This window comes from Mesorhizobium australafricanum (assembly GCF_033977265.1).
Taxonomy (GTDB): domain Bacteria; phylum Pseudomonadota; class Alphaproteobacteria; order Rhizobiales; family Rhizobiaceae; genus Mesorhizobium; species Mesorhizobium australafricanum.
This window is the reverse complement of record NZ_JAVIIT010000003.1, coordinates 302,873-322,532: the sequence shown is the minus strand read 5'-3', so window position 1 is coordinate 322,532 and position 19,660 is coordinate 302,873. Positions and strand designations below refer to the sequence as shown.

Annotated in this window: 20 protein-coding genes; 10 read left to right on the top strand and 10 right to left on the bottom strand. The window is 63.9% G+C overall.

Annotated elements, in window-relative coordinates:
- Window positions 1-90 precede the first annotated feature (90 nt).
- The 3 genes from groL to RFM98_RS08360 all read right to left on the bottom strand — a co-directional run bounded on the left by groL (window position 91) and on the right by RFM98_RS08360 (window position 3,128).
- Window positions 91-1,743, bottom strand: a complete 1,653-nt coding sequence (gene groL, locus RFM98_RS08370) for a chaperonin GroEL (RefSeq protein ID WP_320308425.1) — start codon at window positions 1,741-1,743, stop codon at window positions 91-93.
- A 62-nt stretch (window positions 1,744-1,805) separates the two neighbouring features.
- The gene (gene groES, locus RFM98_RS08365; protein WP_073987612.1) at window positions 1,806-2,102 is read right to left on the bottom strand and encodes a co-chaperone GroES; all 297 of its coding nucleotides are present in this window, start codon (window positions 2,100-2,102) and stop codon (window positions 1,806-1,808) included.
- 225 nt (window positions 2,103-2,327) lie between these two features.
- A complete protein-coding gene (locus RFM98_RS08360; RefSeq protein ID WP_320308424.1) occupies window positions 2,328-3,128 on the bottom strand; it encodes a class I SAM-dependent methyltransferase in 801 nt (266 codons plus the stop codon).
- Window positions 3,129-3,201: 73 nt separating this feature from the next.
- On the opposite strand from RFM98_RS08360, the gene RFM98_RS08355 reads away from it, so the two are divergent.
- Complete coding sequence (locus tag RFM98_RS08355; RefSeq protein ID WP_320308423.1) at window positions 3,202-4,053, top strand: hypothetical protein; 852 nt, start codon at window positions 3,202-3,204, stop codon at window positions 4,051-4,053.
- A 16-nt stretch (window positions 4,054-4,069) separates the two neighbouring features.
- Here the strand turns inward: RFM98_RS08355 and RFM98_RS08350 are convergent, their stop codons facing one another.
- Entirely contained in the window at window positions 4,070-4,831 is a 762-nt protein-coding gene (locus tag RFM98_RS08350; protein WP_320308422.1) for an SDR family NAD(P)-dependent oxidoreductase, read from the bottom strand.
- 106 nt (window positions 4,832-4,937) lie between these two features.
- On the opposite strand from RFM98_RS08350, the gene RFM98_RS08345 reads away from it, so the two are divergent.
- Window positions 4,938-5,837 carry a LysR family transcriptional regulator gene (locus tag RFM98_RS08345; protein WP_320308582.1) on the top strand — a complete coding sequence of 300 codons (900 nt, stop codon included), beginning with the start codon at window positions 4,938-4,940 and terminating at the stop codon, window positions 5,835-5,837.
- Window positions 5,838-6,058: 221 nt separating this feature from the next.
- Here the strand turns inward: RFM98_RS08345 and RFM98_RS08340 are convergent, their stop codons facing one another.
- Complete coding sequence (locus tag RFM98_RS08340; RefSeq protein WP_320308421.1) at window positions 6,059-6,685, bottom strand: TetR/AcrR family transcriptional regulator; 627 nt, start codon at window positions 6,683-6,685, stop codon at window positions 6,059-6,061.
- A 119-nt stretch (window positions 6,686-6,804) separates the two neighbouring features.
- Here RFM98_RS08340 and RFM98_RS08335 point away from each other — a divergent pair, with 119 nt between their 5' ends.
- Genes RFM98_RS08335 through RFM98_RS08325 form a run of 3 tightly spaced genes read left to right on the top strand, consistent with a single transcriptional unit; the run spans window position 6,805 to window position 10,417 of the window.
- Entirely contained in the window at window positions 6,805-7,989 is a 1,185-nt protein-coding gene (locus tag RFM98_RS08335; protein ID WP_320308420.1) for an MFS transporter, read from the top strand.
- Window positions 7,990-8,003: 14 nt separating this feature from the next.
- Window positions 8,004-9,284, top strand: coding sequence for a D-arabinono-1,4-lactone oxidase (locus tag RFM98_RS08330; protein WP_320308419.1), 1,281 nt, complete (start codon window positions 8,004-8,006; stop codon window positions 9,282-9,284).
- Window positions 9,281-10,417, top strand: coding sequence for an alanine racemase (locus tag RFM98_RS08325; protein WP_320308418.1), 1,137 nt, complete (start codon window positions 9,281-9,283; stop codon window positions 10,415-10,417). The genes RFM98_RS08330 and RFM98_RS08325 overlap by 4 nt, the downstream gene beginning before the upstream one ends.
- Before the next feature lie 2 nt (window positions 10,418-10,419).
- Here RFM98_RS08325 and RFM98_RS08320 read toward each other — a convergent pair whose 3' ends face one another.
- The gene (locus RFM98_RS08320) at window positions 10,420-10,596 is read right to left on the bottom strand and encodes a transcriptional regulator (protein ID WP_320308417.1); all 177 of its coding nucleotides are present in this window, start codon (window positions 10,594-10,596) and stop codon (window positions 10,420-10,422) included.
- Between the two features lie 140 nt (window positions 10,597-10,736).
- On the opposite strand from RFM98_RS08320, the gene RFM98_RS08315 reads away from it, so the two are divergent.
- A complete protein-coding gene (locus RFM98_RS08315) occupies window positions 10,737-11,672 on the top strand; it encodes a bifunctional helix-turn-helix transcriptional regulator/GNAT family N-acetyltransferase (protein ID WP_320308416.1) in 936 nt (311 codons plus the stop codon).
- A gap of 163 nt (window positions 11,673-11,835) precedes the next feature.
- On the opposite strand, the gene RFM98_RS08310 is transcribed toward RFM98_RS08315, so the two are convergent.
- Complete coding sequence (locus RFM98_RS08310; RefSeq protein WP_320308415.1) at window positions 11,836-12,669, bottom strand: AraC family transcriptional regulator; 834 nt, start codon at window positions 12,667-12,669, stop codon at window positions 11,836-11,838.
- Between the two features lie 212 nt (window positions 12,670-12,881).
- Here RFM98_RS08310 and RFM98_RS08305 point away from each other — a divergent pair, with 212 nt between their 5' ends.
- The 3 genes from RFM98_RS08305 to RFM98_RS08295 all read left to right on the top strand — a co-directional run bounded on the left by RFM98_RS08305 (window position 12,882) and on the right by RFM98_RS08295 (window position 16,466).
- Window positions 12,882-13,361 (top strand): MarR family winged helix-turn-helix transcriptional regulator, encoded by a 480-nt coding sequence (locus RFM98_RS08305; protein WP_320308414.1) that lies wholly within the window; start codon window positions 12,882-12,884, stop codon window positions 13,359-13,361.
- Window positions 13,358-14,560, top strand: a complete 1,203-nt coding sequence (locus RFM98_RS08300; RefSeq protein ID WP_320308413.1) for an HlyD family secretion protein — start codon at window positions 13,358-13,360, stop codon at window positions 14,558-14,560. The genes RFM98_RS08305 and RFM98_RS08300 overlap by 4 nt, the downstream gene beginning before the upstream one ends.
- Before the next feature lie 373 nt (window positions 14,561-14,933).
- Complete coding sequence (locus RFM98_RS08295) at window positions 14,934-16,466, top strand: DHA2 family efflux MFS transporter permease subunit (RefSeq protein WP_320308412.1); 1,533 nt, start codon at window positions 14,934-14,936, stop codon at window positions 16,464-16,466.
- 34 nt (window positions 16,467-16,500) lie between these two features.
- Here the strand turns inward: RFM98_RS08295 and RFM98_RS08290 are convergent, their stop codons facing one another.
- Entirely contained in the window at window positions 16,501-17,007 is a 507-nt protein-coding gene (locus RFM98_RS08290) for a CAP domain-containing protein (protein WP_320308411.1), read from the bottom strand.
- Between the two features lie 225 nt (window positions 17,008-17,232).
- Here RFM98_RS08290 and RFM98_RS08285 point away from each other — a divergent pair, with 225 nt between their 5' ends.
- Window positions 17,233-18,057, top strand: a complete 825-nt coding sequence (locus RFM98_RS08285; RefSeq protein ID WP_320308410.1) for a DUF2189 domain-containing protein — start codon at window positions 17,233-17,235, stop codon at window positions 18,055-18,057.
- 77 nt (window positions 18,058-18,134) lie between these two features.
- On the opposite strand, the gene RFM98_RS08280 is transcribed toward RFM98_RS08285, so the two are convergent.
- Together RFM98_RS08280 and RFM98_RS08275 are read right to left on the bottom strand one after the other, a co-directional pair.
- A complete protein-coding gene (locus RFM98_RS08280; protein WP_320308409.1) occupies window positions 18,135-18,767 on the bottom strand; it encodes a LysE family translocator in 633 nt (210 codons plus the stop codon).
- A 231-nt stretch (window positions 18,768-18,998) separates the two neighbouring features.
- Window positions 18,999-19,427: a YybH family protein gene (locus RFM98_RS08275; RefSeq protein ID WP_320308408.1), complete on the bottom strand. Its 429-nt coding sequence runs from the start codon at window positions 19,425-19,427 to the stop codon at window positions 18,999-19,001.
- Window positions 19,428-19,660 lie beyond the last annotated feature (233 nt).

The window sequence follows — 19,660 nt, the reverse complement described above, 5'->3', positions numbered from 1 at the left end:
CTCGAGAGAACCCTCAAGATCAGCCAATGCCAATGAAAAAGGGCGGCATCTCTGCCGCCCTTTCCGTATGCGTTAGCTGGATAGCTTGGATCAGAAATCCATGCCGCCCATGCCACCCATGCCGCCACCGGGCATACCGCCCGGCATGCCGCCAGCCGACTCCTTCTTGGGAGCCTCAGCGATCATGGCTTCGGTGGTGACCAGCAGGCCGGCGACCGAGGCCGCGTCCTGGAGAGCCGTGCGCACGACCTTGACCGGATCGACGATGCCCATGGCGATCATGTCGCCATACTCGCCGGTCTGGGCGTTGAAGCCGAAGGTAGCGCCCTTGTTCTCAAGGATCTTGCCTGCGACGATCGAGGCTTCGGCACCGGCGTTGGCCGCGATCTGGCGAGCCGGAGACTGCAGCGCGCGACGCACGATGTTGATGCCGGCAGCCTGGTCGGAGTTGACGCCGGTGGCCTTGACGTTGGCCGAAGCGCGCAGGAGCGCAACGCCACCGCCGGCGACGATGCCTTCTTCCACGGCCGCGCGGGTCGCGTTCAGAGCGTCGTCAACGCGGTCCTTCTTTTCCTTCACTTCCACTTCGGTCGCACCGCCGACGCGGATCACCGCAACGCCGCCGGCGAGCTTCGCCAGACGTTCCTGCAGCTTCTCCTTGTCGTAGTCCGAGGTGGTCTCCTCGATCTGCTGCTTGATCTGGGCGACGCGGCCCTGGATCTCGGCCTTCTTGCCGGCGCCGTCGACGATGGTGGTGTTCTCCTTCGAGATCGACACCTTCTTGGCGCGGCCGAGCATGTTGAGGCCGACATTCTCGAGCTTGATGCCGAGGTCTTCCGAGATGACCTGGCCACCGGTCAGGATGGCGATGTCTTCCAGCATGGCCTTGCGGCGGTCACCGAAGCCCGGAGCCTTGACAGCGGCGATCTTCAGGCCACCGCGCAGCTTGTTGACGACCAGCGTGGCCAGAGCCTCGCCTTCGACGTCTTCCGAGATGATGAGCAGCGGCTTCGAGGTCTGAACGACGGCTTCCAGGACCGGCAGCATGGCCTGCAGGTTGGAGAGCTTCTTCTCGTGCAGCAGGATGTAGGCGTCTTCCAGATCGGCGACCATCTTGTCGGCGTTGGTGACGAAGTAGGGCGAGAGGTAGCCGCGGTCGAACTGCATGCCTTCGACGACTTCCAGCTCGGTCTCGGCGGTCTTGGCTTCCTCGACGGTGATGACGCCTTCGTTGCCGACCTTCTGCATCGCTTCCGCGATCATCTTGCCGACCGACTCGTCGCCATTGGCCGAGATGGTGCCGACCTGGGCGACTTCCTCGGAGGTCTTGATCTTCTTGGCGGCCTTGCCGAGAGCGGCGACGACTTCGCTGACGGCGAGGTCGATGCCGCGCTTGAGGTCCATCGGGTTCATGCCGGCGGCAACAGCCTTGTTGCCTTCCTGCACGATCGCCTGCGCGAGAACTGTAGCAGTCGTGGTGCCGTCGCCGGCGATGTCGTTGGTCTTCGAAGCGACTTCGCGGACCATCTGCGCGCCCATGTTCTCGAACTTGTCTTCAAGCTCGATCTCCTTGGCGACGGTGACGCCGTCCTTGGTGATGCGCGGGGCGCCGAACGACTTGTCGATGACGACGTTGCGGCCCTTGGGGCCGAGGGTGACCTTCACCGCGTCGGCGAGGATGTTGACGCCGCGCAGCATGCGCTCACGGGCATCGCGGGAGAATTTTACGTCTTTTGCAGCCATTGTTAGCTCCTGACAGGGGCTCGGGAAGAGCCCGAAAATTCAGTTGATGGAGAGGCCGAAATTCAGCCGATGATGCCCATGATGTCGGATTCCTTCATGATCAGAAGGTCTTCGCCATTGAGCTTGACTTCAGTGCCCGACCACTTGCCGAACAGGATGCGGTCGCCGGCCTTGACGTCCAGCGGGACGAGCTTGCCGTTTTCGTCGCGAGCGCCGGAGCCGACGGCGATGATCTCGCCTTCCTGCGGCTTCTCCTTCGCCGTATCGGGGATGATGATCCCGCCGGCGGTCTTGGATTCGGATTCAACCCGGCGAACGACCACGCGGTCATGAAGCGGGCGGAACTTCGACTTTGCCATTTTTTCTTCCTCGAATGAGAACGGTGAGAACTGTTCCTCCATCCGGCGATGCCGGACATGGTTAGCACTCACCAATGGCGAGTGCTAACGTGGCGCTGAGATAGGCCGGTGACTTGCGAGAGTCAAGGCGCGCGGGAAGGGGCAATCGCGCGAAATTTTACTCGTGCGGGACGGCAGGCGGAAATACGCTGGCTGGCGCCAGGCACGGTCGAGCAATCTTGCCCGTTAGTCCCGGCGCCTCGGCGACCGCAGCGTCAGCAGAGGGCAGCGCTCGGCGAGCCCGTACATACCGGTCGAGACAATGCCGACATCGCCGAAATACGCTTCGGCCTCTTCGACGATAGCCGCCGCCGGCGCGAAGCTGTAGATGGCCGACGAGTTGCGGTAGACATCGATGGTGCCGATGACCGGCGTTTCCCATCCGGTACGTGCCGAAAGCTCATCGCGGTCGGGGAACAGCGCATCGAATTGCTCGAGGATTCCCGTTACCGGTATGATGTAGTCGGGCGCGCCGCCGGTTGCGGTCATGGCGACGCGCCATTTGAGCTCGTGGAAGGTCGAGACGCCGCCGCTCAATGCCAGGGCGCGGACATCCTTCGGGTCGTCGCGTGTTTCGGGAGAGGCGTAAAGCCTGATGCCGGCGCGGCCGTCGGCAGTGAGGACGCGCGCGATCGCCGAAAAAAGCGCTCGTCTTGCATCGGCTCCGCCGATGACCGAGAGACATCCATCGCCTATCAGCGCATCGACACTCGCGCCAGGAAACGGCAGGTCGAACCAGTCGCCCCGAACCGCCTTGCGCGTATCGGTGTCGCCCGGCCAGATGCCGGCAATCATGTCGGCGGACTCGTCTACCGCCGTCATCGTGGCGCCAAGCCCGGCGAGTTCCGGTGTCACGCCGAGCAGAACGACGCGCGATTGCGATAGGTCGAGCTCATTTTCGTAGGTCTCGACCACCTCCGCCGGCGGCCGCAGCGGCGAGCCGAGCAACTGCCAGTGCTTGCGAATTGCATTCCAGTGTTCCGTCATCCACAGCTCCGCCCGTACGAAATTGTATTCGAACGCATAATCGAGGACGCTTAAGAAACCAAGCGGGGGGCGGATGGCACGTATCGCGGTTATCACGCATGAGTTTGACGGGTTTGAACGCCGTCGCGGGCCGTTGCTGCGCCTCGACAGCCCCTACATGCTCTTCGATCTCCTGGAGGAGTTGAAACGCCGGGGACATTCCGTGCGCATTCTTGCGGGCACTTCGGCCAAGCCGGAGGCGGATGTCGCGGTACTGCATGTCGACGCGACCGTGACGCCCCCTGAATATGTCGAATACGCGCGCACCTATCCCTTCTGCCTCAACATCGGCGCCGCCGACATCTCGAAGCGACGCGTGAGCGGCGCGGTGATCGACAGGGACCACGGCTGGCAAGGCCCTGTCATCGTCAAGAGCAGCCTCAACAATCTGGGAACGCGAGAGCAGACGCTCAACCGGCGATCGCGGCGCGCCGGCAGGCCGGAGCCATTTCCCGATGCCAAGCTGCTCGATCGTTACCGCATCCATAGCTCGCTTGCGGATGTTCCCGCGGCGGTGTTCGACCGCAAGGATCTCGTGGTGGAAAAGTTCGTTCCCGAGCCCGAGCCGGATGGCTTTGGCGCCCGCTTCTGGCTGTTCTGTGGAGAACGCGAGCGTTGTACCCGGCATGTCTCGCCGCAAAACCTGGTCAAAGGCGAAGATACGATCCGCCGAGAGCCGGTTCCGGTTCCCGACGAGCTCCGAGCGCTGCGGCGCGAGCTTGGCTTCGACTACGGCAAATTTGATTTCGTCATGCATGAAGGCAGGGCCGTGTTGCTTGACGCCAACAAGACGCCCGGCCGCGTCCGCAACCTGTCTGCCTTCCTCGCCGCCGGCAACGCCAATCTTGCCGACGGCTTCGAAGGGCTGATCCGCCAGGTGACCTAAGCGGGATCACACCCGCTCAGATGTTCATGCCGCCCGACACTTCGATGCGCTGGGCGTTGACCCAGCGATTGTCGTCGGAGAGCAGCGAGGCGATCATCGGGCCGATATCGTCGGCGACGCCGGCGCGGCCGAGCGCGGTGACGCCGGCCACCATGCGGTTTATCTCGGCATCGTCGCGCACATGGCCGCCGTTGAAGTCGGTGGCGATGGCGCCCGGCGCCACGGTGTTGGCGGTGATGCCGCGCGCCCCGAGCTCCTTGGCGAGGTAGCGCGTGAACACTTCGATGCCGCCCTTCATCATCGCATAGGCCGACGATCCGGGCGCGGCAAAGCGGGCGAGGCCGCTCGAGATGTTGACGATGCGGCCGCCGTCGTTGATCAGCGGCAGCAGCGCCTGGGTGAGGAAGAACACGCCCTTGAGATGGGTGTTCATCAGCGTGTCGAATTCCTCTTCCGTCGTCTCGCCGATCATCTTGCGCAGGCCGGTGCCGGCATTGTTGACGAGATAGTCGAAGCGGTCGCGCTGCCAGGTCTCGTTGAGCGTCTTCTTCAGCGCCGCGACGAAGGCCGGGAAGGTGGCGACGGCGCCGGTGTCGAGTTCAAGTGCTGCGGCGCGGCCGCCGGCGGCCTCGATCTCGGCAATCGCCGACTTCGCTTCATCGGCGCGCGAACGATAGGTGACGATGACGTCGACACCCCGGCGGGCGAGGTGGAGCGCGGTGTTGCGACCGAGGCCGCGGCTGCCGCCGGTGATGAGGGCGATGGGACGGGTGGTCATGGCGAAATCTCCTTCTGTGTAGATGGAGATGCATATACTCGCCTGTGTGCGCGATATAATCGGCCACGGATTGCCAAGACTATTCAGCCTGTGCGAACAATAAATGATGGACCGATTTGACAGCATGCGGCTCTTCACCCGCGTCGTGGAACGACGCAGCTTCACCGCGGCCGCCGCCGATCTCGGTCTGCCGCGCTCCAGCGCCACCGCCGCGATCAAGCAACTGGAGGAGCGGCTCGGCGTGCAACTGCTTCGCCGCACCACGCGCCACGTCACCACGACGCTTGACGGCGAAGCCTATTACCAGCGCTGCATTGCCATTCTTGCCGACATCGAGGACGCCGAGGGCGGGTTCGGGGCGCATGAGGTGCGCGGTCGGCTGAGCATCGACATCAATGGCAACATGGCCCGCACCTTCGTCATCCCGGAACTGCCGGCGCTGCTCGCCCGCTATCCCGCGCTCAGCTTGCATATCGGCGAGGGCGACCGCTTCGTCGATCTGGTGCGCGAGGGCGTCGATTGCGTGGTGCGCGCCGGAACGCTCCCCGACAGCGATATGATCGCGCGCCGTATCGGCATGGCGCGCGAGGCGACGCTGGCAAGTTCGGATTATATCGAGCGCCATGGCCTGCCGCGCTCGCTGGACGAACTTGCCGGGCACATGATGATCGGCTTCGTCTCGTCGCGCACCGGGCAGGTGATGCCGCTGGAATTCACCGTCGACGGCAAGATCCGCGAGATCGTGCTTTCGTCGCGTGTCACGGTTTCCAATTCCGACACCGCCGCCACGCTGGTGCGCCAGGGTTTCGGCCTCTACCAGGCACCGCGCCGCCGCTTCGCCGTCGATATTGAAGCGGGCCGGCTGGTCGAGGTGCTTCCCGACAATCCGCCGACACCGACGCCGATCTCGGTGCTCTATCCGCCCAGCCGACAATTGTCGCCAAGGGTGAGGGTGTTCGTCGACTGGCTGGTGAAGATTCTGGGGCCGAAGCTGGATCTGTCCTAAGTTATCTTCGCTGGCGGGACAGCACCCCTCTCTGTCCTGCCGGGCATCTCCCCCGCAAGGGGGGAGATTGGCAGCTACGACTGCTAGCCAATTCTGCGGCGTAGGGATTAGCGAAAGCCGGCGCGACATCTGATCTCCCCCGTTGCGGGGGAGATGCCCGGCAGGGCAGAGGGGGGTGTGAAGGAACGCGACTTTCGCGGTCTAGGCGGCGTCACCGAAACCTACAAAAACAACCGCAACTGCGTGTGGATGATCGAGCGATAGTCCTCGATTGTGCGCCGGCCTTCTTCCTTGTCCTGCGTCAGCGCCAGCCGCACTACGCCGCCGGCAAGCTGGAAGATCAGGAACACGACGCGCCCGAACGCCTCGCGCTGCTCAAGCTTTAGCATCGGCGCGACGTGGTCGCATAACATCTTGGCCTGATGCCTCGTCTCGGCGATGTCGAGATGCTGCAGCGCCTTGTCGGCCTGGATGGCATTTTGCAGGTCCTGGATGGCCGGGTCCGCCGCGACGCGGGCATAATAGTCGTCGAGCAGGCGATCGGCGGCCGCGGTCACGTCGCCCAGCCCGTGAATCTCGGCGATGATCGCGCCGAAGCGCGTCCGGCTTTCCTCGGAAAACCGCTCGTAGAGCATCGCCAAAATCGCCGACTTGCTCGGGAAGTAATGATAGACGGTGGCGATCGGCCCGCCGGCCAGCGCGCCCACTTCCTTCATCGTCACCGCGTCGATGCCCTTTTCGCCGATCAGGCGCATGGTCGTGGCGAGGATCGCGTCGATGCGCTCGCGGCTGCGCTCCTGCTTCGGCCTGCGCCGCGGTTCCGTCGCCCTTCGCCTAGTCTGCGTCATGCGCCAAATCTCGTGGAGCTTACGAATTCGCGGTTGACAAGAAACATGATCAAGTATCAGTTTCGTGAAATGCTGACAACCTGTCAGTTTTTCGATCGAGCTGCAAGGGAGAGCACCTCGTGACTGCAACGCATGCCGCGCAAGCGGACAATGGCGATTGGCTTGTCGGCAATCCGACCGGCCTGCAACTGGCCTCGGCACTGTGGATCGGCTCGGTCGGACTGCTCATCCTCGGCTTGCAGCCTGTGCTGCTCGGCGCGCTCTACACGGAGGGCCATGTCACCGGCGACGAACTCGCGCTGGTCGCCACCGCCGAGATGATCGCCATTGCGATCGGCTCGGGCGTAGTGGCGATGCTGCTCCCTGCCAGGAAGATGCGCTGGAAAAGCACGGCGCTGCTCGTCCTGCTCGCGCTCGCCAATTTCTGGACCGCTTATGCCGGCACCGCCAACACGCTGATCGGCGCCCGCACACTGGCCGGCCTTGCTGAGGGCGGGCTGGTCGCCGTCGCCACCGAATTGATCGCCCGCTCGCGCCGGGCCGAGCGCATTGGCGGCTATTTCGTCACGCTGCAGACCTTGGCGCAATGCGCGCTGGCGCTGATCCTCGCGCTCTATGCGGTGCCTGCGGCCGGCTCGGCCGGCGGCTTCATCGCGCTCGGTATCGTCTGCCTGCTTTCGCTGGTCGTCGCCTGGACCGTGCCGGACGACTATGCCGACCTGCCCAAGGAAGAGCAGTTTGCCAATGTGGCGACCGTGCCGGCGATCACCGCGCTGCTGTCGATCTTCTGCTATTTCATGTTCTTCGGCGCCGTCTGGGCTTTTCTCGAGCCCATCGGGGCGCAGTTCGGCATTGACGGCCGCACGGTCGGCCTGATGGTTTCGGCAAGCCTTGCCGCGCAGGTGATCGGCGCCATGACCGCGACCGTCTTCGAGGCGCGCATCGACTATCGTTTTGCCATCACAATCATCGGCATCATCGCGGCGATCAGCTCGGTCCTGCTTGCCTCCGGCCCGGGTCTTTCGGTGTTCTGGGCAGTCGCGCTGGTGATGGGCTTCATCCTGCTCTTCATCGTGCCTTACCAGATCCGCCTCGCCATCACCGCCGACGAGACGCGCACGGCCGTATTGCTGGTGCCGGCCGCCCAACTCTTCGGCCTCGCAATCGGCCCGATTGCCGCATCGCTTTTGATCGACGGGGCGAACTTCCGGCCCGTGCCCGAATTTGCCGCCGCGACCGCCTTGGCCAGCGTGCTTTTGCTCGGCGTCTTCGTGCTGGTCGCCCGCCGCCGCGGCAAGGCCTGAGCGGGAGGATTAGGATGGCAAACGCCTGGAGCAACTGGTCGGGCTTCGTCACGGCTTCCCCGAAATTGATCGCGACACCCGCCGACGCCGGCGAACTGGCCGAATTGGTGCGCTCGGCGCCCGGTCCGCTTCGCGTCGCAGGTGCCGGCCATTCCTTCACGCCGCTGGTGCAGTCCGACGGCACCATCGTCTCGCTGGAAAAGATCGAGGGGCTGGTCTCGCATGACGCAGCGACTAACCGGGCGCGGGTGAGGGCAGGCACGCGGCTGGGCGCCCTCATGCACATCCTGCAGGACATCGGCCAGGGCCTGCCCAATATGGGCGACATCGACCGTCAGGCGATCGGCGGTGCGCTGGGCACCGCAACGCACGGCTCCGGCCCGACTCTCGGCGCCTATCACACGCAGCTCGAGGCGCTGCAGATCGTCGACGGGAGGGGAAAGCTGCGCGAGTTCAGCCGGGCGGGCGACCTGGACATGATCCATGCCACCGGTGTCGCGCTGGGCAGCTTCGGCATGCTCACCGAAGTGACGATGAACAACATCGCGACCTACCGGCTGCGCCGTCGCAAATGGGTGCTGCCAATCGCCGACATGCTGCAAAACTTCGAGACGATGATGGCCGCGCACCGCTCGGCCGAGTTCTATTACATCCCGTTCTCCGGCTACGCCCAGTTCATCGCCAGCGACTTCAGCGACGCGGCACCCACGCCGCGGCCTACGGATGACGACGAGGAGGGGCTGGCGACGCTGCGCAAGCTGCGCACTGTCTTGCGCTGGCTGCCGTCGTTGCGCCGCGCGCTGATCAGGGGCGCGGTGAAGAAGGTGCCGTCCGAGGATTATGTTCAGGACTGGCTCAATGTCTACGCCAGCGACCGTCGCACCAAATTCAACGAGATGGAATACCACCTGCCTTACGAGGAAGGTCCCAACGCCTTGGCCGAGATCATCGCGCTGACGGAAAAGCACTTTCCGGAAGTTTATTTCCCGATGGAGGTGCGCTCGGTGGCGCCTGACGAATTCTGGCTTTCGCCCTTCCACAAAAGGCTGACCTGCTCGATCGCCATCCACCACGATGCGGCGAATGATCCGCTGCCCTTCATGCGCGCCGCCGAGCCGATCTTCCGCAAATACGGCGGCCGGCCGCATTGGGGCAAGATGCACAGCCTGAAAGCGGCGGATTTCAAAAAGCTCTATCCGCGCTGGGACGACGCGATGGCGGTGCGCCGCGACATCGATCCGCAAAACCGTTTCGTGTCGCCCTACATGGCCGGCCTGTTCGGCATCGAACAATGAGCGCCTATTTCGCCGCGCTGTCGCAGGCGCTGAAAGCCGCCGACATTTTCCGGCCCTGCCTTGTGCTCGACCGCGACCGGCTGGACGGCAACATTACGCTGGTCAAGGACAGGCTCGCGCCGGGCCTCGCCGTGCGGCTGGTCGACAAGTCGCTGCCTTGCGTGCCGCTGCTTTCGCACATCGCCAAGGGGCTTGGCACCAGCCGCTTCATGACCTTCCACCCGCCGGTGACGCAGGCCGTGCTTGACGCTTTTCCCGAAGGCAACCTTCTCTACGGCAAACCGATGCCTGTTGGCGCAGCCAAGGCCGCGCTGACCAGGGGCGGCGCAGGCTGGTGGTCGCGCGTCTGCTGGCTGATCGACACGCCGGAACGGCTGGCCGAATATGGCGGGCTCGCTGCCGCGCTCGACACCGAATTGCGCTTCGCTTTCGAGGTCGATGTCGGCTTGCATCGCGGCGGTTTTTCCAGTCCTGGGGAGATCAAGGCGCTGACGATACCGGAGCGCCTGCACTGCGAAGGCATCATGGCCTATGAGGCGCATGCGCCGGAGATACCGGGCCTGTTCGGCGGCGCGGAAAAAGCACTGAAGCACGCCTCGGCCAAGGCCACGGAGTTTGTCGCTGCCCTCGACCCGGACCAGCGCCGCACCTTGAACATCGGCGGCTCGAAGACGGCGCTGCTGCATGGTGGCGGGGTGGCCAACGAAGTGTCGATCGGCTCGGCCTTCATGCTGCCCAAGGATTTCGAAACACCCGGCCTAAACGGCTTCCAGCCGGCGGCCTTCATCGCCACGCCGATCCTCAAGGCGCTCGATCCCGCGCTGCCCGGTCCATCGGCGGTTTCCCGCATGCTACAGGCGCTCGGCCTCTTCCCGCGCAAGGGCTGCTACCTCTATGGCGGCAAGTGGATGGCCGAGCCGGTGTTTCCCGAAGGCATGAAGCCGAACGGCCTGATCGGCCTGTCGTCCAACCAGCAATTCATGGGACTGCCGGCCGGGGCGGAAGTGGCGCCGGGAGACTACGCTTTCCTGCGGCCGACCCAGAGTGAGGCCGTGTTGCAGCATTTCGGCTCGATTGCGGTTTTTTCGGCCGGTCGCATCGCAGAATTCTGGCCGGCTCTGCCGATGGGGTGAGGCTACTCAGCCCCAATCGGATAATGCTTGGTTTCGTAGGCCTCGATCAGGGTGGCTAGAACGTCAAAGCGGTTGGCCTCAGAGCTGCCAGCAACTGGTTCATGATCGAAATAGCGGGCAATCTCAGCAATCGCCCAGTCGTACTCGGCGTCGCTATTAATGGGTCGAATGTTTTCCATCGCACGTCTCCACGGCTATCTTGCCATGCCCGGCGCAACTGTCGAGAGGCCGGCTCGCGAGATCGTGAGGGCATGCCCCGAACAGTTTATTGACTCAGTCAACTAAATAATTGATCCTGTCTAAGACAGGAGGACTTCCCATGACCATCCACGACCATCCCGGCAAGGAGCGCATCGACACGGTGCGTGCCTTCAACCGCTTCTACACCCGCCAGATCGGCGTGCTCGACGAAGGCTGGCTGAAAAGCACCTTTTCGCTGACCGAGGCGCGGGTGCTGTACGAGCTTGCCCATCGCGACGGGCTCGTCGCCAGCGATCTGGTGCGCGACCTCGGTCTCGACCCCGGCTATGTCAGCCGTCTCTTGAAGAAATTCGAGGAGCGCGGCCTTGTCGAGCGCGAAGCCACCGAGGCGGACGCGCGCCGCGCCTCGATCGCGCTCACGTCGGCGGGCAGGGAAGCCTTCGCACCGCTCAACCAGGATTCGCACGACCAGGTGCGCGCGCTGCTCGATCGTCTGGCGCCCGTCGATCAGGAGCGGTTGGTCAAGGCCATGCGCACCGTGCAGGACCTGCTCGGCGACAGGCCCGAGCCCAAGATGCCCTACATCCTGCGGCCGCTGCAGGTTGGCGACATCGGTTGGGTCACGCGCCGCCAGGGCATGCTCTATGCCCAGGACTATGGTTGGGACGAAACCTACGAGGCGCTGGTCGCCGAGATCCTCGGCGAGTTCGTCAAGAATTTCGTCCCGCAATGGGAGCGCAGCTGGATCGCCGAACGCGAAGGCGAGGTGGTCGGCTCGGTCTTCGTCGTGCGCAAGTCGCCCAAGGTGGCCAAGCTCAGGCTCCTCTATGTCGAGCCCTCGGCGCGTGGCCTGGGCATCGGCCGGCGGCTGGTCGACGAATGCATCACCTTCGCGCGTGCCAAGGGTTACCGAACGCTGACGCTTTGGACCAACGACATACTGGGCTCGGCCCGCCGCATCTACCAGGCCGCGGGCTTCAGGCTGGTCGACGAGGAACGCCATCATTCCTTCGGCAAGGACTTGGTCGGCCAGACCTGGAACCTGGAGCTTTAACTTTTTTCCTTCTCCCCCTGTGGGAGAAGGTGGATCGGCGCGCAGCGCCGAGACGGATGAGGGGTGTTCCAGCGGAGTGAGACGCCGGCGTTCCCTGGAACCCCCCTCATCCGTCGCCTTCGGCTCTTCCTTCTCCCACACGGGGACAGAAGGAAGAGCCGTCTCACCCCTTCACCGGCAGCCAGATCTCCAGCCCGCCATAGCCGGTACGCGCATCGAATTCGGGTCCGTAGCGCTCGAATTCCGGCGCGTCGGCGATCTCGTGGCCGGAAGTAGGCAGCCAGCTGTTCCAGATCGTGTTGATGGTGCGGCGGATGGTCGAGATATGATCGCGGTGCGAGAACACCGCATATTTCTGCGCCGGCACCCGCACCCGGTAGAAATCCCTGGGCAGGTCGGAGAAATCCGTCACCTCGACGCCGACGACATAGTCGAAATTGCCGGCATCGTCGCCATTGAGGCAGACGCCGTAAAACACGCCGGGCACCTCGCCGGGAATGTTGCCGATATAGGGGGCGAAGCGCTGCCACTGCATCGGGATGCCGGCGCTGGACTCGCAGCTATAGCGCTCGCCAAAACCGGCGATGAGGAAGGCCCGGCTGGTCTCGAAGCGCGGCGGCTCGAGCGTGGTGAGAAGTGAACTGTCCATCAGAATAGGCTCCACGAGATCGAGGGTCTGGGTCGAGCCCTGCGCGCGCACCAGCTCCGGCGTGGTGCCGAACTCATCGCGAAAAGCCCGCGTGAAAGCCTCATGCGAGCCATAGCCGGCATCGAGCGCGACCGCGAGAATGTCGCGTGCGCCGCCGGCCAGCTTGCGCGCTGCCTCGCTCAAGCGGCGCGCCCGCATATAGCCCATGACCGAACGCCCCGTGGCCGCACCGAAGGCACGCGTCACATGGAAGCGTGAGACGCCGCTGCTTGCCGCGACATCGTCGAGGCTGATGGCGTCCGGCAGATGGCTTTCGACAAACCACAGCGCTTTCTCGGTCGGGTTCATGGCTCCTCGCATTTGGCGGGGCGACACTAGCCACCGCACCGACAGCCAGTTTGATCGAAATTGCGCATCGGGTACAAATCCCCGTTCGACACGGCCGCGTCTTCACCGGCTGCTAACCATGAATGCATCGGATTGCCTGATATGTCGATTTGCCGGCTTCTGGCGCCAAGCATCCACTTGAATAATAAGCACGCTTATTATATGTATCGCTCATGGTTTCGGATGGCACCGACAGATTGGGATTTTTGATCCACGACGTGCAGCGCCTGATGCGCAAGCGCTTCGAGGCGCGCGCTAGTGGATTGGGTCTTTCCTCGGCGCAATGGCGGCTGCTCGTCCGCGTCGCCAAGGAAGCCGGCGTCGCGCAGGCGCGGCTTGCCGAACTCCTCGAAATCGAGCCGATCAGCGTTTCGCGCCTTGTCGACCGCATGGAGGAGGGCGGCTGGATCGAACGCCGTCCGGACGCGACCGACCGGCGGGTGCGCATGATCTTCCCGACCGAGAAGGCAAACGCGGCCTATGCCGAGGTCAAGAGCCTGGCTGGCGAGGTCTATGAGGAATCGCTGGCCGGCGTGTCGGCGGAAGAACGCCGCGTCCTGATCCGGGTGCTCGACACCATCGTGCAGAATCTGACGGACGGCGAGACGTCGTCGATGGAAAAGATCAAGAATACAGAAGGGGCAGCAGCATGAGCGCGGCAGCCAAGCGAGAAGACGACAACGTCACCAAGCTGAATGCGTCGGCGCAGCCGGTCGCCGAAGCTCCGGCCCAGCCGGCGGCCGCTCCGGTTGCGGTGGCGCCCGAGCCGCGGCCCGCTCCGGCCGCGCCGAAGAAGAAGCGCCGCCTCGGCCGCTTCCTGTTGATGGTCGCGCTGCCGCTGGCCCTGCTTGCCGGCGGCTCCTATGTCTGGGTGACCGGTGGCCGCTATCAGGAAACCGAGAATGCCAACCTGCAGCAGGCCAGGATTTCGGTCGCCTCCGATAGTGCCGGCCGTATCGTCCAGGTCGGCATCGCCGACAACCAGCTGGTCAAGCAGGGCGACCTTCTCTTCGTCATAGATCCCGAGCCTTACAAGATCGCGCTCGCCCAGGCCGATGCGGCGGTCGCCGCGGCGCGCCTCAATGTCGAGCAGCTGCGCGCCGCCTACAGCCAGGCGACGGCGCAGGAAAAGTCCGCCGGCAGCGAAGTCGATTATGCGCAGTCGCAATATGGCCGCGCCGCCGATCTCGCGCAGAAAGGCATCAACGCCAAGTCATCGCTCGATCAAGCCCGCAACGACCTCGACAAGGCCAAGCAGCAGCTTGCGGTCGCCGAGCAGGGCATCGTCAGCGCCAAGGCAGCGCTCGGCGGCAACCCGGACATCGAGACCGATAGGCATCCGACCGTGATGTCGGCGCTCGCCGCGCGCGACAAGGCTGCCTACGATCTGGCGCAGGCAACGGTCAAGGCGCCGGCTGACGGCGTCATCTACCAGGCCGCCTCCTTCAAGGTCGGCCAGTACGTCTCCGTCGGCACGCCGCTGTTCGCGCTGGTCGAGAGCGGCGACACCTGGATCGACGCCAATTTCAAGGAGACCCAGCTCACCAACATGAAGCCGGGCCAGAAGGCCGAGATCGTCGTCGACACCTATCCGGGCCGCACATTCGAGGCGACCGTCAAGGCTATCGGCGCCGGCACGGGCGCGGAGTTCTCGCTGCTGCCCGCGCAAAACGCCACCGGCAACTGGGTCAAGGTCACGCAGCGCATTCCCGTGCGCCTCGAGCTGACCGATCCCGACGCCAAGATGGCGCTGCGCGCCGGCATGAGCGCCACTGTCACCGTCGACACCGGCGTAGCCCGCGGCCTGCCGTCGATCTTCGGCCACGCCACGGCGGGGGAGCACACGCAGTAACGATTGGTCTGATGGGAGGAGTGCGAGGATCAGCAAAGACAGGTCGCATGGCGGCTTGTTCGAAAGCTGAAACCTTGGCGCGGACCCTTCGGTCCTCAGATTTCCGGGCGGCAGGCATCCGCTCCAACAGAGACTTTCGGCCGATGTAACCCCCACATCGACAGTCGCGTCCCACCGCGATGAAGGTCTCTCAACGGAAGGGCTTGCCGCCCGGAAACCTAGAGCCGGATGATGTCAGGTCTGGTCGACCGGAAATCTGAATCCGCCTCTAGATCAAAGAGATAGAGCATGATGTCGTCCGAAAACCGCGTCACACTCTTCGGCATCATGCTCTAGTCTGCACGTTTTTGTTACCTGCTGGAAGTTCAGCATCATGAGCACGCCCGAACCCTTCAAGGAAGTGCCGCATCGCGGACTGATCACGGTCGCGCTAATGCTGGCGACGATCATGCAGGCGCTCGACACCACGATCGCCAATGTCGCGCTGCCGACCATGACCGGCGACCTGGGCGCTTCGCCCGACAACATCAACTGGGTGCTGACGTCGTATATCGTTGCCGCGGCGATCATGACGCCGGTCACCGGCTGGCTCGCCGACCGGCTCGGCCGCAAGGAACTGTTCCTCGCCTCGGTCGTGGGTTTCACCATCTTCTCCATGCTCTGCGGCCTCGCCTGGAGCCTCGAGACGATAGTGCTGTTCCGCCTGCTGCAGGGGGTGTTCGGCGCGGCCATCGTGCCGCTGTCGCAGACCTTCCTGCTCGACATCAACCCGAGGGAGCGCCACGGCCAGGCAATGGCGATCTGGGGCGCCGGCATCATGCTCGGGCCGATCCTGGGGCCGACGCTCGGCGGCTGGCTGACGGAAAACTTCAACTGGCGCTGGGTGTTCTTCATCAACCTGCCGGTCGGCATCCTCGCCTTCCTCGGCATGGCCGCCTATCTGCCGGTCATCGCCAAGCGCGTGCGCGGCTTCGACTTCTTCGGCTTCGCCATGCTCTCACTCGGCGTCGGCGCGCTGCAGCTTCTGCTCGACCGCGGCGGCGAGGTGGACTGGTTCAACTCGGCCGAGATCTGGATCGAGCTCGCTTTGTCGATCACCGGCTTTTGGGTGTTCATCATCCACACGGTGACGGCCGAGCATCCCTTCATCGATCCAAAGATATTCCTCGACCGCAATTTCGTGACAGGCCTGGGTTTCATCTTCGTCATGGGCGTGCTGATCCTGGCCTCGATGTCGCTCTTGCCGCCGATGCTGGCCAACATCTTCGGCTATCCGACCGTCACCATCGGCGTCGTGCTGGGGCCGCGCGGCATCGGCACGATGATCTCGATGCTGGTGGTCGGTCGCATCATGCACAAGATCGATGCGCGGATCCTCGTCGCCATCGGCTTCCTGCTCACCGCGCAGTCGCTCTACACAATGGCGAGCTTCACGCCGCAGATGGACAATTGGCTGATCATCTCCTCGGGTGTCGTCCAGGGCCTCGGCATGGGCATGGTGTTCGTGCCGCTGTCGACGGTCGCCTTCGCCACGCTCGACGCGCGCTACCGCACCGACGCCACCTCGCTGTTCAGCCTGGTGCGCAATCTCGGCTCATCGATCGGCGTGTCGGTGGTTGCGGCGCTGATGGTGCGCAACACCCAGATCAATCACACCGAGCTGTCGGCCTTCATCAACCCGTACAACCCGAATCTGTGGGCCGCGTCTCGGGCGGCCGCTGGCGGAAACCCCGCGGCGCTGTCGCAGGTCGACCGCGCAGTGAACGTCCAGTCGATGATGATCTCCTACATCAACGACTTCAAAATCCTGATGGTGATGACGCTGGTCGCGATCCCGTTCGTGATCCTGCTGCGCAAACCGAAGGCCGCGCCGGCGGGCGGCGCGCCGGCGGCTCATATGGATTGATGAAGCGGCCGGTCGGTCATGATGAAAGTCGTGATTACCTGCCGAGCACCAGCGCCCAGTAGCGCAAGGCAGGATCGCGGCCGTCGCGCATATAGGCCAGCCCGAAGCGGCTGAAATCCGGATCGAGCATGTTGCGGCGGTGGCCGGCCGAATGCATCCAGATGTCGAACAGTTTCTCGAGGTCGAAGCGGCCCTCGGCGATGTTTTCGGCGGCAGCGCCGCGCACGCCATTGTCCTTCATGCGCGAGGCGAAATCCTTGCCCCAGCCGGTAGTGTGGCTCATGCGCTCGCGCGACGCCATATAGCCGGCCTGCTGCAGCGCCGCCTGTTCGAGCTGCGTGTCGGGAGCCAGCGCCTGCAGCCCGGCCGAGGCGCGAATGCCGCCAAGCGTCGCCGTCGCGGATGAAGAAGCGCCGGCGCCTTCTCCGGCCGGCACCGTAACGGTGCTGCAAGCGGCGATGCCGGCAAGCGCTGCAAGGCCGGCGGCCTTGAGCAGCGTGCGACGGTTCAGGTCGGGGAGGGCTGTGATGTGGATACTCATCCGGCCCCCTGATACCGGCGATCATGGCTTTTGCCGGGCAGCCGATGAAAATCGCGTGATGCGGCGACTTTTCCCGGAAGATCGGTTATGATGCGCTCGTTCTTGAAGTGGAAGCCACGGGCGGCCATCCACAGGCGGTGACCGACCAGTTTTGATCTGGCGCATGATTGCTTTGCGAGAACCGTTCGGTTTTCGGGCTCATGCACTGGCAAACGGAGGACGGTTATGGCCGGTTTTCATGTCATGACGGACGCGCACGGGATGCATACACAGCCCACGGTGCGCCGTATCTCCACCTCGGATCTTTGGGATGCGCTGAAGCTCGGCGCCGAGGATTTCTGGGCCAAGCCCTCGCATTATGTGTTCCTGTGCCTGGTCTACCCGATCGTCGGCCTGATCCTGACGCGGTGGACCTCGGGTTCGAACGCCATACAGCTCGTCTATCCGCTGATGTCCGGTTTCGCGCTCATCGGTCCGTTCGCTGCCATCGGCCTCTATGAGATCAGCCGCCGGCGCGAGCTCGGCATGAACACCGACTGGCGGCATGCGCTGGATGTTCGCCATTCGCCGGCGCTGCCGTCGATCGCGGTCATCGGCATCCTGCTCTTCGCGTTGTTCCTGCTCTGGCTGTTCACCGCGCAGTCGCTCTACACCAGCCTGTTCGGCGTCGAGCCGCCCGCTTCGGTCGGCGCCTTTGTGCGCGACGTGCTGACGACCGGCAAAGGCTGGACGCTGATCCTCGTCGGCAACGCCGTCGGCTTCGTTTTCGCCGTTGTCGTTTTGGCCACCACGGTCGTCGCCTTCCCGCTTCTGCTCGACCGCGATGTCGGCGCCGTCTCGGCGATCGAAACCTCGGCCCGCGCGGTAATGGCCAACCCTTTGACGATGGCGCTCTGGGGCCTGACCGTCGCGGTATTGCTGGTGGTCGGCTCGATCCCGCTGTTTGCCGGGCTTGCCGTCGTCATGCCGATCCTCGGCCACGCGACCTGGCATCTTTATCGCAAGGTGGTCGAACCTGAGCAGGTCCGGCCCGTACGCCGTCCGATGTAAGTAAAACTGTGAAGGGCTCGCCTCCAGGGTGCGTTGAGATTCAGGTCAGGCCGGCCTGACCTGAACATCAATTCATCCTAGCGCTGCGCTTCGGTCGCCATCTTCAGCGCCAGCGCCGTCAGCACAGTGCCCATCATCCAGCGCTGGACAACCAGCCAGAACGGCCGTCCGGCGAGGAAGGTGGCGATCGAGCCGGCGGTCACCGCGATGATGGCGTTGACGGTGAGGCTGATCGAGATCTGCGTCACGCCGAGCACCAGAAGCTGCGACAGAACATGGCCCTTGGCCGGATTGATGAACTGCGGCAGCAGCGAGAGATAGAGCACGGCTACCTTCGGATTGAGCAGGTTGGTCATCAGCCCCATCACGAAAAGCTTGCGCGGCCTGTCCCGTGGCAACGCGCGCACCTGGAACGGCGAGCGTCCGCCGGGCTTGAGCGCCTGCCAGGCCAGCCACAAGAGATAGATCGCGCCGGCGAAGCGCAGTGCATCGTAGGCATAAGGCACGGCGAAGATGAGCGCCGTGATGCCGAAGGCTGCCGACACCACATAGAACAGGAAGCCCAGCGCCACGCCGCCCAACGAGATCAGCCCGGCCCTCGGCCCTTGCGACAGCGAGCGCGAGATCAGGTAGATCATGTTCGGCCCGGGTGTAAGCACCATGCCAAGGCAGATCAGCGCGAAGGTCAGATGGTTGGCGGCGTCGGGCACGGCTTGATCTCCAGCGCCTGCGGCACGGACGGTCCGATGCCGGCGAGCATCCGACTTGTGCCTTGTGCCGCGAACGCGCGCAAGGGCTTGCCGGCGCCGGCCTTTGCGCCAGAGCGGGCGGATGTCCGCAGGTGGTGGGGCGGTCTCGGCCTGCTTCCTTGGCCACGTCCATAGGGACGTCGCTGCGCTGCGCAACTGCAAACGGAGGATGTCGTCTCCAGGCGTAGCCTTCTATTCACCGACAACCGAGGCCGCCGGACGAGGCGAGACGATAGGATCGGCATGACGAAGGACGATCTTCCAGGCGCCGTCTTCCCGCCGAAATATAGTCGTGGTTCGAAGTGCTATCGGCACCAGTTTGTCGCTGCCGCCGACCTTGGATCGGACCCGCTCGATCTCAATGATGTAACCCAAATCCATGGTTGCGTACTCGGAAATGCGCTCAAAGCCGATAACCTCGCCGTCCCGGTAATTGGTAGCGGCACGGTCCATCGTTTCGGCAGCTTTCCGCCATCCTTTGGCCGGTGGGCCGAATGGATTGGCGATGACGACGTCATCGCGTTGTGAATAGAGACTTTTCAAAGGCTCGGGATCGCCCTTGACGAAGGCATCAACGGCTAAATGATCCTGCTCGATCAGTTTCGCGAGGTCGGCCAACATCTCAGCATCCTCACACGATAGGGAAGAGAGGATACTATCTGAAAACCACCCCCTAGTCCTGCCTTTTCACTTCTTGTTGCGCCAGCATCCGTCTATGTGCCTACCCCACCACCCGCAGGTTCGACAGCTCGTTGGCGATTTTCCTTGAAATTGTCCGAAAGCGTCACTTCCAGCGTGTTCTTCAGCCGCACCTGCGAGCACAACTCGATCTGGATTGGCTAGTGCGCATCGCT

Excerpts from the sequence above, each read along its gene's own strand:
- RFM98_RS08355 (WP_320308423.1), top strand. The coding sequence starts at position 3,202 with ATGGCACGTATCGCGGTTATCACGCATGAGTTTGACGGGTTTGAACGC.
- RFM98_RS08275 (WP_320308408.1), bottom strand. The coding sequence starts at position 19,427 with ATGTTGGCCGACCTCGCGAAACTGATCGAGCAGGATCATTTAGCCGTT.
- groES (WP_073987612.1), bottom strand. The coding sequence starts at position 2,102 with ATGGCAAAGTCGAAGTTCCGCCCGCTTCATGACCGCGTGGTCGTTCGC.
- RFM98_RS08345 (WP_320308582.1), top strand. The coding sequence starts at position 4,938 with ATGGACCGATTTGACAGCATGCGGCTCTTCACCCGCGTCGTGGAACGA.
- RFM98_RS08330 (WP_320308419.1), top strand. The coding sequence starts at position 8,004 with ATGGCAAACGCCTGGAGCAACTGGTCGGGCTTCGTCACGGCTTCCCCG.
- RFM98_RS08310 (WP_320308415.1), bottom strand. The coding sequence starts at position 12,669 with ATGAACCCGACCGAGAAAGCGCTGTGGTTTGTCGAAAGCCATCTGCCG.
- RFM98_RS08285 (WP_320308410.1), top strand. The coding sequence starts at position 17,233 with ATGGCCGGTTTTCATGTCATGACGGACGCGCACGGGATGCATACACAG.
- RFM98_RS08300 (WP_320308413.1), top strand. The coding sequence starts at position 13,358 with ATGAGCGCGGCAGCCAAGCGAGAAGACGACAACGTCACCAAGCTGAAT.
- RFM98_RS08290 (WP_320308411.1), bottom strand. The coding sequence starts at position 17,007 with ATGAGTATCCACATCACAGCCCTCCCCGACCTGAACCGTCGCACGCTG.
- RFM98_RS08320 (WP_320308417.1), bottom strand. The coding sequence starts at position 10,596 with ATGGAAAACATTCGACCCATTAATAGCGACGCCGAGTACGACTGGGCG.
- RFM98_RS08360 (WP_320308424.1), bottom strand. The coding sequence starts at position 3,128 with ATGACGGAACACTGGAATGCAATTCGCAAGCACTGGCAGTTGCTCGGC.
- RFM98_RS08315 (WP_320308416.1), top strand. The coding sequence starts at position 10,737 with ATGACCATCCACGACCATCCCGGCAAGGAGCGCATCGACACGGTGCGT.
- RFM98_RS08340 (WP_320308421.1), bottom strand. The coding sequence starts at position 6,685 with ATGACGCAGACTAGGCGAAGGGCGACGGAACCGCGGCGCAGGCCGAAG.
- RFM98_RS08325 (WP_320308418.1), top strand. The coding sequence starts at position 9,281 with ATGAGCGCCTATTTCGCCGCGCTGTCGCAGGCGCTGAAAGCCGCCGAC.
- groL (WP_320308425.1), bottom strand. The coding sequence starts at position 1,743 with ATGGCTGCAAAAGACGTAAAATTCTCCCGCGATGCCCGTGAGCGCATG.
- RFM98_RS08295 (WP_320308412.1), top strand. The coding sequence starts at position 14,934 with ATGAGCACGCCCGAACCCTTCAAGGAAGTGCCGCATCGCGGACTGATC.
- RFM98_RS08350 (WP_320308422.1), bottom strand. The coding sequence starts at position 4,831 with ATGACCACCCGTCCCATCGCCCTCATCACCGGCGGCAGCCGCGGCCTC.
- RFM98_RS08305 (WP_320308414.1), top strand. The coding sequence starts at position 12,882 with ATGGTTTCGGATGGCACCGACAGATTGGGATTTTTGATCCACGACGTG.